Source organism: Acidithiobacillus caldus ATCC 51756 (genome assembly GCF_000175575.2).
GTDB classification, from domain to species: domain Bacteria; phylum Pseudomonadota; class Gammaproteobacteria; order Acidithiobacillales; family Acidithiobacillaceae; genus Acidithiobacillus_A; species Acidithiobacillus_A caldus.
The window spans coordinates 1,658,249-1,672,465 of the sequence record NZ_CP005986.1; the positions used below are offsets into that span (position 1 = coordinate 1,658,249).

Sequence of the window (14,217 nt, forward strand, 5' to 3'; positions counted from 1 at the left end):
TTTGGACGGTTACAATCAACCCACCTTTCTGAATTTTTCGTCTGCGCCGCCCCGAGACGGATTCAGCGGCGACAACTATCCGGCAAGGGGAACGCCTTCTGTGGCCATGCCTTTGTCTTCCGTAATCGACGAGCAGTCCGGCTCAAACTGCTGCTCTGGGACGGTCTTGGCTTCTAGCTGCTCTATCGCCAACTGGTTCAGGTTTTTGCCCTGGCCGAAGGCGGTGGCGGGGCCCGTCGAGTTGTCGGCGGCGCAGTGGGCGATGCTGGTGGAGGGCGGCCGTGGACACCGCTGCCAGCCCTCGAAAAATGCGCGCCGAAGATACCCTGATGGTTTGTATCGGTCTTCTCGGTTCTGATAAATACTGAGACGCTCCCTGGAGGGAGGTCAAGATCGGCAAATACTATGGGCTGGTCTGCAGGAGGGGACGAACCAGGATCTCCTCCGCCAAGACATTGTCTGGCTGGGCGAAGCTGTAGACGAGGGCTTGGGCCACATCTTCCGGATGAAGCGCGTCCAGGGACCTGCGCCGTTCGCGCATCGCTTCCGCTGGGACATTGTTACCCCATTCGGTCCATACTGCGCCGGGCTCGATCAGCGCCACGCGGATGCCCTCTGCGGCAAGCTCTTTGCGCAGGGCATCGTGAAAACCGACCACGGCAAACTTTGTGGCGTTATAAACCGACCATCCGGCAATGCCATAGCGGCCACCGCCGCTGGATACCGTGGAAATCACGGCGCCGGGGCGTCCCCTGAGCCAGGGGATCGCGGCATGGGTGCAATGCAGTATTCCGTAGAGATTGGCGTCGATGGTGCGCTGCCATTCCTCTGCCTTGCTCACGGCAAAATGAATTACCGCAGACCCATCCACGGTCGCCTATCACCCGGACGCTACCCCGGATGTCGCCCTCTCACTCATCGCTGTTCTGTCTGCTTACCATCCATTGCGGGTAGAGAGGGGCCGGGGCGGTTATTGCCGATAGGCGCGCCACATCTTCTCCGGTCAATCGGACCTGAACGGCCCCGAGATTGTCTTTCAATTGTTCCATTCTTTTTGCCCCGATGATCACGGAGCTGATTCCCGACTGGGCGAGGAGCCAGGCGATGGCTACCTGGGGAATGGTCGCACCGATCTTCTGGGCGATGGACTCGGCGGCTTCAACGGCGTCATAGCCATGCACCTGGTCGATGGGCGGGAAATCAAAGTCCTTCCGTCTGCCGTCCGCAGGCGCGGATGTATCCCGACGATACTTGCCGGTGAGAAAGCCGCCGGACAGAGGCGACCAAGGGAGGACTCCAAGACCCTGCTCGCGACACAGGGGGAGCAGTTCGTGTTCCAGATCTCGTCCGACCAGAGAGTAGTAGGCCTGCAAGGAGGAGAAACCCGTCCATTGGCCGGCATCCGCTAACGCCTGCGCCCGGGCGATGTGTCGAGCCGGCCAGTTGGAGCAGCCCGCATAGAGCACTTTGCCGCTGCGCACCAGGTCATCGAGGGCACGCAGCGTTTCGTCCATGGGTGTATGGCAATCCCAGCCATGGACCTGGTAGAGATCGATACGGTCCGTGCCCAGGCGGCGCAGGCTGGCATGGCAGGCCGTCATGATGTGCTTGCGGGAAAGGCCGGTTCCATTGGGGTCCACATCACTCATGCTGCCGCGCACCTTGGTGGCGATGACGGCGGCGTCTCTCTCTATCCCTATGTTTTTCAGTGCTTTTCCCAGAATCTCTTCGGACTCTCCACGGGAATAAATGTCCGCGGTATCGAAGAAATTGATGCCTGATTCCCAGGCGCGGCGCACGATCTCGTCGGCCTCCTTCTGGGCAACCGTTGCGATATGGTAAAAATCGGAGCCGAAGGTCATGGTTCCTAAGCAAAGAGTGGAGACCTTCATACCGGTACGGCCGAGTTGACGATATTCCATAGGTTCACCTCGCGAATGGAAAGCTACGAACTTTGGGGCAGGCAGAGGAAGTAATCTCATCCTCCACTACCAGAGATTGGCGATATCCCCGGCACTTGTGCCATGAGGGTCACGCAGATATCCGGTGATCGTAGTGAGTGAATGTAGATTTAAGCGATGCTACCTTTGCTTTGTGAATCCTCCTTGCAAGCATACCAACCGATCGGTATGAAAACAATGATGACAATGGGGTGGCGGCCCTGACCGGCAAATCCTTGGCTCCCGTCGCAAGCGACTGCAAAACAGGCAAATCACCCGCCACGGCGAGCATGCGTCTGCGAAGAGATCAGGAATACCGGCTTGCCTTCCCTAGCCCTGCCGCAACCAGCGATACACCGTCCGTTCACTCACCCCCATGGCATCGGCGACCAGACGCCGGTTCCCGCCGAAGCGCTGCAGGAGCGCCGGAAGGGCCGCTGGACCGGGACGCCCATGGGTAGGACCGGTAGGGCATCGGACCGCGGCGATCGGAACCGAAGGGGTCGATCGCCCATCCTCCAAGTCCAGATCGAGGTCCTCCACGAGGATAACGGGCCCAGCCGCCAAGGCTGCGGCCTTTTGCAGGATGTTGCGCAACTCCCGCACGTTGCCGGGGAAATCATAGGCACAGAGCCGGATCTCCGCCTCCCGCGACAATTCCCAGCGCCCGCCCCAACTGGCCCCGATCCGCTGCAGGAGCACCCGGGCAATCCCCGGAATATCCTCCCGGCGTTCCCGCAGCGGCGGCAACGAGACGGTGATGGCGGCCAAGCGATAATAGAGATCCGCCCGGAAGCTCCGCGCCGCCACCATCTCGCGCAAATCGCGGTTGGTGGCCGCCACCACCCGCACATCGGCATGGAGGGTTTCGGCGCCCCCCAGGCGGCGGAAGGATCCGCTTTCCAGCACGCGCAAGAACTTGGCCTGCATCGCCAGGGGCAGTTCGCCAATCTCATCCAGAAAGAGCGTCCCGCCATCGGCTGTTTCAAAGAGGCCCCGCTTGCGCCCCAGACAGCCCGTAAAGGCCCCCCGCTCATGGCCCAGGATCTCGCTTTCGAACAGGGTATCGGGTAAAGAGGTGCAATCGACCGTAATGAAAGGCCCCCTCTGCCGCGCCGAAAAGTGGTGGATGGCACTGGCCGCCAATTCCTTGCCTACCCCGCTTTCCCCATGCAGCAAAATGCTGGCCTCCGTACGCGCCGCCATTTCGATATGGTGGAGGCAACGCAGAAAGGCCGGTGAACGCCCAACCATCTGCATCTCGCCGCAAGTAATCACTTCGTCCTGATCCACCAGACGGATAATCTCCTCCCCCAGATAGCGCTGTCCCGCCATGCCCATGATGGCGTGGCCGCGGATGCGCACATGCTCGGCACGGTTGCTGGGATCAAAATGGACATGGCGCACCTCATGTGCCTGCCCCGTGCTGAACACCGCCTGATGCGGGCAGTCTTCCCCGCGCTGGTGGCAGGGCATTGGTGAATGATGGGAAATCTCATGGCAGTGCCGCCCGACGATATCCGCCGCAAGCACCCCATAGGCTTCCTGGTAGGCATGATTGGCGGCCACGATCCGATAATGCTCATCGATGAGCACCATGGGATTCTCATGCATGTCCAGCACGCTGGAAATCTGTAATCCATCCGTTGTCGTGTCCGTCATGGTATCCATTTTTCCGTACTCCTGAAAAAATCGCTACGCCCTGTCTCAGATACGCCTTCCTGCCATGGAACCCACCCGATAGCGATCTGCCATGTCATGACAATAATGGAGGACTTCTGTCATGACAAGAGAAAATGTCAGGTCATAAATCACTATAATATTATTAACTAATTAACTAATTACATGCCTGTTAACCTTTCTCAGCAACAAGCCGGACCGGGATATGTTCCATACAGGCATTGAGCAACCTCAGGGGCAGTTCTGGCTCCCAGAAACGGCGATTGAAGCGATAGACAAACTCGTTCAGATATTCCTGCAGATATTTGCCGGATACCCCATGGAATGTGCCCAAAAGAAAGGCCTTGAGGTTACCAATGGCGATGTGTACCCACGGCAACCACTCGTCCACCTGATGCGGTTTGGTCACGCGCCCCTCATGCTCTTGGCTCTCTCCGAGAACTCGCAGCGCTATTAAGCCGTCGGTGCGGGTAGGTTGCTTGGGGCGCAAGCGTCGCCGCGCGAATTCGCGAATCCGGTCGGCAGAGACCGAAGGCGTCGTCTCGATGGCAATAAAGCCCGCCTTCTTGCCCCGGTTTTCCACGGCAACCAAGATCGGTGTTTTGCCTTCGGCCCCTCGACCGCTCTTCCCCCCAGACCGGCGTCCACCGACAAAGGCATCGTCCAACTCTACCAGCCCTTCCAAGCGATACAGACTGTCGCGATCGCCCATGGCGCGGCGCATGCGGCGCAACATCCGGTGAGCCGTGATCCAGGAGACCCCAATCTGCTTCGACAGCCGCAGGGCGGACAATCCGCCCTTGTCGCTCGCCATCAAATAGATGGCCAGGAACCATTGCACCAGGGGCACATTGGACGAATGAAAAATTGTGCCGGCCGTCACCGAGGTCTGATGGCGACAGTGCCCGCACTGAAAGAGTTTTCGTCCGGCGATCCAGTATCCGCGGTCATGGCCGCATTTCGGACATCGAAACCCCTCGGGCCAGCGCTTTTGTTTCAGCGCCTCCAAGCAGGCCTCTTCCGTGCCAAACCGCGCTTGCCACTGCAAGAGGTTCGTCGCTTCAGCTTTCATCTCAGACCTCCTTTCTCTATGCCTCACAGAGAGTTAGAGCTTGATTGCTGAGAATGATTCAGAGGCATGTCAAGTATTGATAGTTTAGATGGAAAGCTAAGGTTTTATTTGTTTCCAAAAAATACACAACGTCCATATCCATTGCCAAAATTTATCGTTCTGTGCTCAGTATTAAACTCAGAGAAAATTCGAACAAATGATGCTATAAAAAGGCTGACTCTTGAACACGTGAAAGACCCATATTACAGAAAGTGGCTCGATATGCAGTACAACATTAATTAATGGTCGTCTAACGAAAATATGCACCCGGAAGCAAAAGGTGGAGCTCGTTTCTCGCTCTGCAGTTTCCTTTTGTTGAATGCGAGACGTTCAGTTTCCAAGGTGAATGAGCACAAGTTGCTGTTGTTGCATTAATCAGACGAGGGAGCGTTCCAATCAGTCGCGGAAGGTATCTGGAGATATGGAATTTAGGTCATCGATTATCCTACATAAAAAAAAGCATTGAAATCGATGAGTCTACTTGTATCCAAACGATGATTGGGTGTCAGATTATACAGGCTCGCTATATCAAAGAGCCAATATTTGTCGGGCACGGAGGACCCTGCCTGGACATCTGCTCCCGCTGCATCACTGCCCGTTCCACATTGAATCATGCGGCCTCGTGCTGCAAGGATTCGTAGCCGATGCAGGCAAGCCAAACCGTCTTCGTTATGGGTCGGGCGCCACTTTTGTAGTAGGCAATCATGCGCCGGGTCATGCCAATCGCCTGAGCGGCCTGACTCAGGCTGAGTCGGTTACGCTCCATCCATGCGGTGAAGTCCTCGCGCGTGGGCAAGCCTGCCTGCTGACGTCCCAGGCTGTAGAGGAGATCTGCTCCCAGGTCCAGGCCGCCGGGCCAACTCAGTCCATCTCCCCAATCATCAATCTGCGCCTGCGCGAAAATCGCGGGATCGTGGAGGGCGATAAAGGGGTCTCCCTCCCGTTTTGGACCGATGGTACTGCGCAAATCCGTCACAAAGGTCTCTCCGGTGGACCATTCGATGGTAGTCTGGAATGGCCCGGTGATCTCGGCCTTGCGAATCTGTGGTGCATGGTTCATGGGTTCAGCCTCCGATATTCCGCCAGCAACGTCTCCCGACGCGCCTCTATCCAGGCGCGCACAGCTACCAATCGTTTCTGGGGTGTCACAAAGCCCGAGAGTAACTGCCCGGTTTCGATGGCCAAGGACACCCGCGACCCATCCCGGAATTGGACGTGGACGTGCGGCAATGGATGAGGCTCTCGTCCGTTGATGCGCACGCGCCAGTCGTCCACCGGGGGATAGGTTGTCATGGGGTTAGAGTAGAGCATATATTGCACTATCTCAAGGAATGGTTCTGTCTACACCTCCATTTGTTCCGCGATCTCCAGGGTGTCGTCCACCTCAATGCCTAAGTACCGAACCGTACTCTCGAGTTTGGTGTGTCCCAACAAGAGCTGAACGGCCCGAAGATTCTTGGTGCGTTTGTAGATCAGTGTGGCCTTGGTGCGCCGCAGAGTGTGGGTACCATACTCGGCAGGATCCAGTCCGACGGACCGTGCCCATCGCTCCACGATCCGGGCATACTGTCGCGTCGACAGGTGTGGTGAGTTGTGCTTTCTGCTGGGGAAGAGGTAATCGTTTTGTCGCAGGACTGCCTTTTCGATCCAGGCGGCTACCGCCAGTCGGGTGGGTTCGGTGATTTCGAACTGGACGGAGCGCTGCGTCTTGCGCTGGAGGACTATCGCACGGTGTAAAATGCTTTGTCCGTGAGCAACATCACTGACGCGTAGGGCCACCAGATCGCAGCCACGCAGTTTGCTGTCGATGGCGAGATCAAACAGGGCGAGGTCGCGGATTCGGGACGCCAGTTGCAGGCGGATGCGGATGGCTCAGACCTCCTGCAACTTGAAAGGGCGTTTTTGGCCGACGATCTTGCCCTTGTTCCAGGGTATGGAGGATGATGAGGTTGAACGGTTTCTGGCTTGCATGACACAATCTCCCGTGTGAGGCGAGGTAGAGGGTCATTCTCTCATCACCGCCCGAAAGGGCGGTATCCAGACTGGAAGCGGATCTTGAGCGAGGCAATCTATGTGATCTCCTCTCGACCGAAATGTTGCTATTTTTAACTGTTATGGTTACCTTCAAGTATCTATATTTCAATGGAGGCAAAGTCAATGGGCGAGACTGAACTTGAGAAAAGAATTGACGAACAATTTCAAGAGTGGTTTCAGCTCCTGAACAAATCCTCTATAACAATTGGCTTTCTTTCCGCCATTGCGGCGTTAAGCGTTGAATCTGTACCCTTACTTATCCTCTCGTTCGTTGCCTGGATGTCGTTCATTCTCTATAATAAAAATGAAGCATTCCCAAATATTCTGAGAATTCTAAGAAAAATTGATAACGGGCAAAATAGTGTTGTCACAAATATCAGAACTAAATATGAAAAAAACTGACGCTACACGCCTCGTATTTTCACAACTGGCTTTACTGGGGTATGGTGCTTGTGTACGTACTTGGTATAATTGTGTTGCTTTCTTGTCCGTCTGTTTTAGTGTGGCACTAAATGGGCGCAGTTAAATTGGGCGCAGCGGAGGTTGGAGTGATGCGTGGAGCCAGAGTAGAGACCCAAGCGATGTTCAGGTAAATATTGCCGTAGCAACGGATGCCCTAGGATCATCGGCGGTTCGCGGAATAGCCGGCAAAAGACAAAAAAGTTAAGAAACACTCATGGGAAACCTGTTTTGTGGAATACCTTTAGGATCTGAGGATTGCGCTAGATGTTTAGAATCGCCCCTGACAAACCAATAACCTATTTAACTAATTGGGTATGATGCCTTATTTGTGGAAAATCCGTCTTAGTACTTCCTCTCCTTTTCGGCATTTCCTGGGAGTCTTGTATAGGTAAAACCAGAGAGTGTGGCAACCATGGGAACAAACATGAATTTTTCTTACACAAATAGGGCCATGTTAGAACAATTTGACGCATCCTGTATTCAGTATGGAAAATCTGTTCGCATCCTTACAGTTGATTGTCCAGCGCTAAGACTATTATATGATGCCCTCACAGCCAAGTCTTTTTCTGAGCAAGAGGTGTCACGCGTGATTGCCTTGGCGATGGAAATTAAGTTGTCACTTTTGCACACACATTATGACCTTACAACTCTTGCTGGCATTGAAAATGAAAACATTGTACCAGAATTAAAAAAAGTGGCTTATATGCCGCTGAAGGATCACGTATCATTTGCACTAGCGCTTCGAAGATCACGCACCGCGTTTGCTCTCGTCACCAGGATTCGCTCATTATGGGATAAATTATTCATATACGTAGTGATGACTAATGAGTCCCATGATATTCTGCATGATCTCGATAATGCAAAAAGCAAAAGACGCTTCTTTTTTAAAAGGTATAAGTTCGGCGTAGCCAATTTGCTGCCAGATGAACTTCATGAGGCCAATAATGATATTAAGATATTGGACGAGAAATATCGCACACCGGAATTGCATGGTTATGGTTCAATCCGGGGATGGGTTTTCGACACGCCTGCTGAATGGGGGACTCCTTACGTAAGTGGCATTATGGCACATTGGAATATGGTGTCAAAATTCGCCTGGAAAATCTTTGAAGATGTTAGCACTATAAAATCATCATTTGACTGACCAATCGATTGGCATGTAATTCGGGCGTTTGGTCATCTATAATGAAAGCTCATCTATATTGTTTTTCGGTTTCATCACCTAACTACACAGGGCATCATTTTATAATACGGTATATACTTAAATAGAAATTCTGCTACCCACTCATGCAGTAGCCCGGTGATGCTTCATGAATCGCGTAGTCTCAATGACCGCTTCCGCTGCTCACCAGCCATCGACTTAACCGACAGATGAGCGTGACTTATCAGACTGCTCAATCTACGACGGCGTCCTGACGATTCGGGGGAGCCCCTTCGGTTGGATCCTCCTGCCCGACGCGATCGTTCCGATGTCACGTAGCTCTTCGCTGGGGAGCGGCGCTTTGATCTGGGATATAAGGCTCCGGACGCGGGACGGTAAAAGGAAGCCGGATTTTGGAAATCTCCGTCTGCAGCACTTCCAGGGAATAGCCCTCGCCGTATCGATCCCCCACCGATCCTGATGCGTGACCGGTGAGCTGGTGGTGCACGTCGCTGACGATTCCGGCATTCCGGCATAAGTCTTTGAAAGTATGCCGCAGGGAATGAAACACCACGGTTCGCGGAAAGCCCAGACGCTCGTGGACGTACCGGTTGAACCATCGGCCGATCATTTCACTATCTGTATGCAAGGCTCCGCGACTGCGCAGCAGGGGCCAGAGCCGGGAATGCCCAGCCGCCTGGATGGCCTCGACATAGTCCAGGAATCCATGTTCGATCAGCTGCGGATGCAGGGGCACCGAGCGTAAGCTCTCGCTGTTTTTCGCACGGCGAATACGAAAATGGGGTACCGGCTCCCGCTGTACGTCGTCTACCGTGAGGCGTCCCAGCTCGTCGAGCCGCGCACCTGTGAAAAGCCCCAGTAGGGGAATCCAGACCCTGGCGTAATACCCTCCCCCTCCGTTGCCTTTGCTCTGCGCAAACAGACCCTCCGCCGAGAACAGTGTCTGCAACTGGGCCAAGGAAAAGGGCTCTCGGCCCGATTCCGACTGTACGCCAATCTTCAGAGCAAGGCGCTTGTAATCGAAACCGGTGAACGGATTGCTCGGCAGAAGCTCGTCTTTAACCGCCACCGAAAACAGCGCTCCCATCAAGGTGCCTTTCTTTTCGAGGGTCTTGCCGCTATTGCCGCGACTATCTCGCTCGTGCCGGAGCCAAGCCGTGACATCTTGCTTGGACATGTCAGCAGGCAGCTTGCCCCGCAAAAACTGGGACAGAGACTGTACTAGGGTCTGCATCTCCCGGACCGTGCGGGGATGGCGGGGACAATCCCGGATCCAATACTCCAACAGCTCCTGCCAGCCGAAAGTCGGCTTGCCCTTTACCGCAATCTCCGGCACGGGGGGCGTCGGCACCTCTTCTCCCTTCTGGCGCCGCTTTAGATCTCGGGACACGGCCCGGAAGGCGGCGGCAAATGGTTCATAGCCCTCTCCTAAGCGCCAGAAAGAGGTATCCCGGCCGGTAGCCAAGTGTAGGTGTTGGGCAATATAGGGTCTCAAGGCTTTTAGCAGGGCAACGTCCCCGACCAACCCCGCCGGCGGGAGCTTACCCACGAAAAAGGGATTCTCCCGCGGCATTAGCCAGCGCTCATCCGTGTCTTTTCCGTCCGAGTCCGGGGCCAGGAGCGAGGCGACCAGCTCCCGATATTCCTGCTCGTCCTGCTGCAGGATCGTCGCATACATGAGTTGCGCAGCTTTTTCGATTTCTTCCGCAGAAAATGTTGGACGGGGTATTGGGCGGGCAACCTCGAGGATTTTCGCCTGCTGATCCGGCGGCAACTCATCAAAGATGTCTTTGAGAATCACTCCCTGCGGCTGACCCTGTTTCTCCAGCGCTGGAGCGACGATCCTTTCCCAGGCTGCCTTTTTAGCCGCGAGGAATTCGTCGACCTCCACCGCCACCCGCCGGGCTAGGCGCTCGGCTTCCTGGCGGTTGCCGGTGCCGAGGGAAAAGCGCAGATAGCCATTGGTGCCGACCTTTCTTGGGCCGGAGGCCAATGGGATTTCCTTACCGCGGAGGGAGTCCGGGAGCTTGCGAGAAAAGTGGTACAGCGACCCGCGACGGATAATGTACATGGGGGTATCGACCTCACTTTTAGCTACACGTCTAGCCACAGTGTTTAGTCGCAACCCATTGAAATGAAAATTCCTTTTTTAACTATCAGGAACTTACCTATCATTGGCGGAGAGGGTGGGACACTCCACAAATAATATTTGTTCATTGTTTAACAGCAAGTTACAAAGAACCCGTTTTGGCTTTTTGTACCACCTCGTTGTACCAGAAATCCGGTCCAACACCGAAACGGAGTATAGTGCCCTTACGGCAATCATTTCAACTTCTGCGCTAAGACCTTGCACCGAGCAGGGCAAAAGAGCCCTGCTCGCCACCCCATTCCCCATGTTGTATCATTGGCTATATGCAAAATCTGGTTGGAAACCTATGGCCTCAGTGTCCAAAACCCTGACGATACTTGCTGCACCATGGGTTGGAAGATGTAATGTCTGTGAGGAATGTGTGCAGAAGCTTTCTGGTTGGAGTGAGATGGTATACAGTTTGTGAAACTTTTACCTGAACTCTCTCCGGTTAGATACCTCCTGTAGAGTTTTTCTGCCGAAGGGCCGGTCCAGACTTATTCTGTTGAAAAACTCCCTTGAGCGGTTGTGGAGCAGTAATTATAAAAATTTCGGCCTCCTAGATCGCTCTAGGATCGACGATCGCCACCTGGATAAGGGGTCGATGACCCCTCGAAAGGCTCCCGAATTGGCAAATCCGGAGTTTTTCAACAGAATAGACTGGAAGCGGACGTTCAGGGATGTCCACCTTGCCGCCGGCCTCGGGGGTGTGCCAGTAGTGGCTGCCCCGGTCGGTGTAGAGAGAGGAAAACAGCCCCCGCTGCCCGTCCTGTAGGGGGAGGCATCCATTACATCTCGTCCTATCCGCGCTTCGCCGCCTGCAAAAGCTCCCCCACATCGTTGCCGGGTCCTTCCGTCATCCCCGGTGTCTCTACGCCATCAGTTAATGGCTTTACTTTCTATAAAATTAGTAAAGTGGGATCTGTCCGGCATGCCTCGTGCTCCGACCGATGACCGATAGGAGAAGGGGCGGCTGGTGATGGCCTCTCGCCGGGACTCTGGAAATGCCAGTCGGGTGTACCAGATCCACCAGTTGTAGACTAACCCTACCGCGCGTGCAGAGAGTCGGCAACGCGCCAGATCCCGGGTGGTGTACCCGCCCCAACCTCATTGATTCTCCTGATTAGCAGGATGACGGCGTTGAAGGCAACACCAAATACAGGGAAGAACGCACTAATCAGATTTTGTTTTTTAAGAGCGGTGACAATCACTCCACCAACAACAACTTTCACAAAGAGAAGCAATAGTAGTAAATATAAAATATACTTAAAAATGAAAAATATATGATTACTCCGACCGCCGGAGTGATGCTGAAAAACAAAAGATACTTTATTACCTTCGCTGTGGCTTTTGACATTCATTTTTCCCTTTTTATTTGTAGATTTCTTTTTCAGAGATTTTTTTTCGGTTGCCGTAAAGAAATATGCCCAGGGCTGTGACCATGACGCCGGCGATGATCGCAAACGCGCTGCGATAACCAATCCATGCGATAAAAACCCCCGAAATTAATGGGCCACAGGCATGTCCCGCATCCCATATGCTACCGAATACGCCCATGGCCGCACCGAAATCCCGGCACCTGACGAGATCTCCTAGCATCGCCGTCGTCGCCGGTGTCACCATGGCCGTGCCTAACCCAAATAACGTGCTTAGGCCGAGTAATGGCAGGAACTGCCCCATATGAGGGATTGTTGCCAGCACCGTTGCACACAGGCCGATCCCAGCGACGATAAAAGGCCCCCTCCCAACGCGGTCAGAGGCCATTCCAAAGACCGGGCGGAAGAGAATCGACGCTATCCCCTGAGCGCCAAATAAGAAGCCGATGTTCAGGATAGGGATATGCTGATCCAGCGCATACAGCGGTAGATACGCCTGCAGCGTACCTACGCCGAAATAGAGGGCGGCTTCTATCAGGCCCACCAGACGAATAGCCGGATCGCCGATGATCTGACGTACACCTTGGGCGGCTACGCGGAGGACTTCACCGGTAGACCACCGACCATCATGAACCAGCGCATCCCGTGGAAAAGGCAGGATCGTCAGAAGCGCAAGAAGGCCAATGCCTCCCGAGACGACAAAGGCCGCGGCAAAACCCAAATGAGCGAGTGCAGCAGCGCCAATTACCGGTCCCAATACGACCCCGGCATTTTCGGCTGCCCCATAAAGACCGAGCCTGCGCCCACGCTGCGCCGGAAAGGACTTGGCTACCTGCGCCGATGCGGCGGGGGCGTAGAGCGCCGTGGATAGACCATGGAAAAAGCGAACGGCCAGCAATTGCGGCCAAACCCACACCAGCAGATACAAAAACGGCCCGACTGCGGTCACCATCATTCCGGCCAGCATCAACCGCCGAAAACCAAATTGATCCGCCAGACTACCTGCAGGCAGCTTGATAAAGATCCCGGTGATGGTCACCGCCGCGACCAATAGGCCGATGACCGCCGTTGGCGCCCCCAGATGCCGGGCATAGAGGGAGGTCAGGGGACTGCGGATCATTTCGTAGCTTAGTCGCCCCCCAAAGCCCGCGCCGCACAAGAGCGGGAACCACCATGATGGGCCATCCGCCAGAGGCGGCATGCGCGCGCCCTCTGACCTGCCGCCATCATCGGCCATAGGCGCACCTGGAAAAGCGATCATGCCTTGCCTGCGGCATAGAGGGTTTTCGCGGAAACTTCCGGTTGCCACCATAGCGGTATCTTTCGGCCCGTCCTTTGCCCATCGCCGACGAACCAGATGACATCCAGAATATCCCATTCGCGGCAAGACACCCGATAAGTGCTGACCAAGATGCTGCGTGGGCTAACGAGCTGACAGTTGAATGGGCGTTCCGGTAGCACATGCGCGGAAGCATTGGGACAGATCCGCAGATGTACGCTATGTCCCACATATTCCTATGCCTTCCGCAATACATGCAGAGCTAGGGCATCGACCGATTGCTTGAGTGCCACGTCTTCGCCTCCCTCCCGATACAAAGGAACAGTTCGGAGCACCAAGGCTACCCACGGAGCAGCTCCAGACCGTTGGCATCTTCAACCACCTGGTCAGGCATGCGTGGCATTGGCCCGCGCCAGATCAGCCAGGATCATGGTGCGCGCATCTTCCGTACCCTGCCAGCCTTGCAACCTTACCCATTTGCCCTGTTCCAACTCTTTGTGATGTTCAAAGAAATGGAAAATCTCGTCGCGTAGATAGCTGGGTAGGTCACCGATATCCTCTATATGATCATATCCACCAGCCACCTCGTGGTAAGGAACGGCGATAATCTTGCAATCCGTACCATGCTCATCCTCCATAAACAGAACGCCGATGGGGCGCGTGCACATGATGGCGCCTGCCTGTACCGGCTGGGGGGATACCACCAAAATATCGGTAGGGTCCCCATCTGTAGAAAGCGTATGGGGGATAAAGCCATAATTCGCCGGGTAGTGCATGGCGGTAAAAAGGAAGCGATCCACCACAATCACTCCAGAGGATTTGTCGAGCTCATATTTGACGCTCGAACCCTGTGGAACCTCGATCACGGCGTTGACGTCAGCCGGCACATGCCGGCCAGTTGCTATATTTTTCAGATTCATGATTCACCTTTCTGGATAAATGAAACCCGTATGCTTCGGCCGATTCCGGCTGACGCGAGGGCCGGTTAAAGGTCACCCCACTGGGGTTCGGCCAAGCGGAAGCCGTCGTCCTGGTATTGATAGCG

14 protein-coding genes are annotated in these 14,217 nt (G+C 54.8%); 3 read left to right on the forward strand and 11 right to left on the reverse strand.

Annotation, left to right across the window (positions count from 1 at the left end):
- Positions 1-60: 60 nt before the first annotated feature.
- Complete coding sequence (tnpB, locus tag ACAty_RS16745) at positions 61-177, forward strand: IS66 family insertion sequence element accessory protein TnpB (protein ID WP_082179290.1); 117 nt, start codon at positions 61-63, stop codon at positions 175-177.
- A gap of 226 nt (positions 178-403) precedes the next feature.
- On the opposite strand, the gene ACAty_RS07975 is transcribed toward tnpB, so the two are convergent.
- The 7 genes from ACAty_RS07975 to ACAty_RS08005 all read right to left on the reverse strand — a co-directional run bounded on the left by ACAty_RS07975 (position 404) and on the right by ACAty_RS08005 (position 6,600).
- Positions 404-871 carry an SDR family oxidoreductase gene (locus ACAty_RS07975; RefSeq protein WP_004873293.1) on the reverse strand — a complete coding sequence of 156 codons (468 nt, stop codon included), beginning with the start codon at positions 869-871 and terminating at the stop codon, positions 404-406.
- Positions 872-911: 40 nt separating this feature from the next.
- The gene (locus ACAty_RS07980; RefSeq protein ID WP_319025211.1) at positions 912-1,982 is read right to left on the reverse strand and encodes an aldo/keto reductase; all 1,071 of its coding nucleotides are present in this window, start codon (positions 1,980-1,982) and stop codon (positions 912-914) included.
- A 288-nt stretch (positions 1,983-2,270) separates the two neighbouring features.
- Positions 2,271-3,611, reverse strand: a complete 1,341-nt coding sequence (locus tag ACAty_RS07985; RefSeq protein WP_004873296.1) for a sigma-54 interaction domain-containing protein — start codon at positions 3,609-3,611, stop codon at positions 2,271-2,273.
- A 181-nt stretch (positions 3,612-3,792) separates the two neighbouring features.
- Entirely contained in the window at positions 3,793-4,692 is a 900-nt protein-coding gene (locus tag ACAty_RS07990) for an IS1595 family transposase (RefSeq protein WP_014002140.1), read from the reverse strand.
- 649 nt (positions 4,693-5,341) lie between these two features.
- Entirely contained in the window at positions 5,342-5,791 is a 450-nt protein-coding gene (locus ACAty_RS07995; protein ID WP_004872470.1) for a DUF2442 domain-containing protein, read from the reverse strand.
- Positions 5,788-6,042, reverse strand: a complete 255-nt coding sequence (locus tag ACAty_RS08000; RefSeq protein WP_226824504.1) for a DUF4160 domain-containing protein — start codon at positions 6,040-6,042, stop codon at positions 5,788-5,790. Before ACAty_RS08000 ends, ACAty_RS07995 begins: the two co-directional genes overlap by 4 nt.
- A 30-nt stretch (positions 6,043-6,072) precedes the next feature.
- Positions 6,073-6,600, reverse strand: a complete 528-nt coding sequence (locus ACAty_RS08005) for a tyrosine-type recombinase/integrase (protein ID WP_198408170.1) — start codon at positions 6,598-6,600, stop codon at positions 6,073-6,075.
- A 288-nt stretch (positions 6,601-6,888) separates the two neighbouring features.
- On the opposite strand from ACAty_RS08005, the gene ACAty_RS08010 reads away from it, so the two are divergent.
- Together ACAty_RS08010 and ACAty_RS15840 are read left to right on the forward strand one after the other, a co-directional pair.
- Positions 6,889-7,167 (forward strand): hypothetical protein, encoded by a 279-nt coding sequence (locus tag ACAty_RS08010; protein WP_038471905.1) that lies wholly within the window; start codon positions 6,889-6,891, stop codon positions 7,165-7,167.
- 484 nt (positions 7,168-7,651) lie between these two features.
- The gene (locus ACAty_RS15840; protein ID WP_153801813.1) at positions 7,652-8,371 is read left to right on the forward strand and encodes a hypothetical protein; all 720 of its coding nucleotides are present in this window, start codon (positions 7,652-7,654) and stop codon (positions 8,369-8,371) included.
- 328 nt (positions 8,372-8,699) lie between these two features.
- Here ACAty_RS15840 and ACAty_RS14870 read toward each other — a convergent pair whose 3' ends face one another.
- The 4 genes from ACAty_RS14870 to ppa all read right to left on the reverse strand — a co-directional run bounded on the left by ACAty_RS14870 (position 8,700) and on the right by ppa (position 14,092).
- Entirely contained in the window at positions 8,700-10,460 is a 1,761-nt protein-coding gene (locus tag ACAty_RS14870) for a DUF6538 domain-containing protein (protein ID WP_004872474.1), read from the reverse strand.
- A 1,103-nt stretch (positions 10,461-11,563) separates the two neighbouring features.
- Positions 11,564-11,878, reverse strand: coding sequence for a hypothetical protein (locus ACAty_RS16115; protein ID WP_169737307.1), 315 nt, complete (start codon positions 11,876-11,878; stop codon positions 11,564-11,566).
- Positions 11,879-11,888: 10 nt separating this feature from the next.
- The gene (locus ACAty_RS08030) at positions 11,889-13,130 is read right to left on the reverse strand and encodes an MFS transporter (protein ID WP_153801814.1); all 1,242 of its coding nucleotides are present in this window, start codon (positions 13,128-13,130) and stop codon (positions 11,889-11,891) included.
- A gap of 428 nt (positions 13,131-13,558) precedes the next feature.
- Positions 13,559-14,092: an inorganic diphosphatase gene (gene ppa, locus ACAty_RS08035; protein WP_038471911.1), complete on the reverse strand. Its 534-nt coding sequence runs from the start codon at positions 14,090-14,092 to the stop codon at positions 13,559-13,561.
- Positions 14,093-14,217: the final 125 nt, after the last annotated feature.

Coding starts and splice junctions, on each gene's coding strand:
- ACAty_RS07985 (WP_004873296.1), bottom strand. CDS start 3,611: ATGGATACCATGACGGACACGACAACGGATGGATTACAGATTTCCAGC.
- ACAty_RS16115 (WP_169737307.1), bottom strand. CDS start 11,878: ATGAATGTCAAAAGCCACAGCGAAGGTAATAAAGTATCTTTTGTTTTT.
- ACAty_RS15840 (WP_153801813.1), top strand. CDS start 7,652: ATGAATTTTTCTTACACAAATAGGGCCATGTTAGAACAATTTGACGCA.
- ACAty_RS07995 (WP_004872470.1), bottom strand. CDS start 5,791: ATGAACCATGCACCACAGATTCGCAAGGCCGAGATCACCGGGCCATTC.
- ACAty_RS07990 (WP_014002140.1), bottom strand. CDS start 4,692: ATGAAAGCTGAAGCGACGAACCTCTTGCAGTGGCAAGCGCGGTTTGGC.
- ACAty_RS08000 (WP_226824504.1), bottom strand. CDS start 6,042: ATGCTCTACTCTAACCCCATGACAACCTATCCCCCGGTGGACGACTGG.
- ACAty_RS14870 (WP_004872474.1), bottom strand. CDS start 10,460: ATGTACATTATCCGTCGCGGGTCGCTGTACCACTTTTCTCGCAAGCTC.
- ppa (WP_038471911.1), bottom strand. CDS start 14,092: ATGAATCTGAAAAATATAGCAACTGGCCGGCATGTGCCGGCTGACGTC.
- ACAty_RS08010 (WP_038471905.1), top strand. CDS start 6,889: ATGGGCGAGACTGAACTTGAGAAAAGAATTGACGAACAATTTCAAGAG.
- ACAty_RS08030 (WP_153801814.1), bottom strand. CDS start 13,130: ATGGCCGATGATGGCGGCAGGTCAGAGGGCGCGCGCATGCCGCCTCTG.
- ACAty_RS07980 (WP_319025211.1), bottom strand. CDS start 1,982: ATGAGATTACTTCCTCTGCCTGCCCCAAAGTTCGTAGCTTTCCATTCG.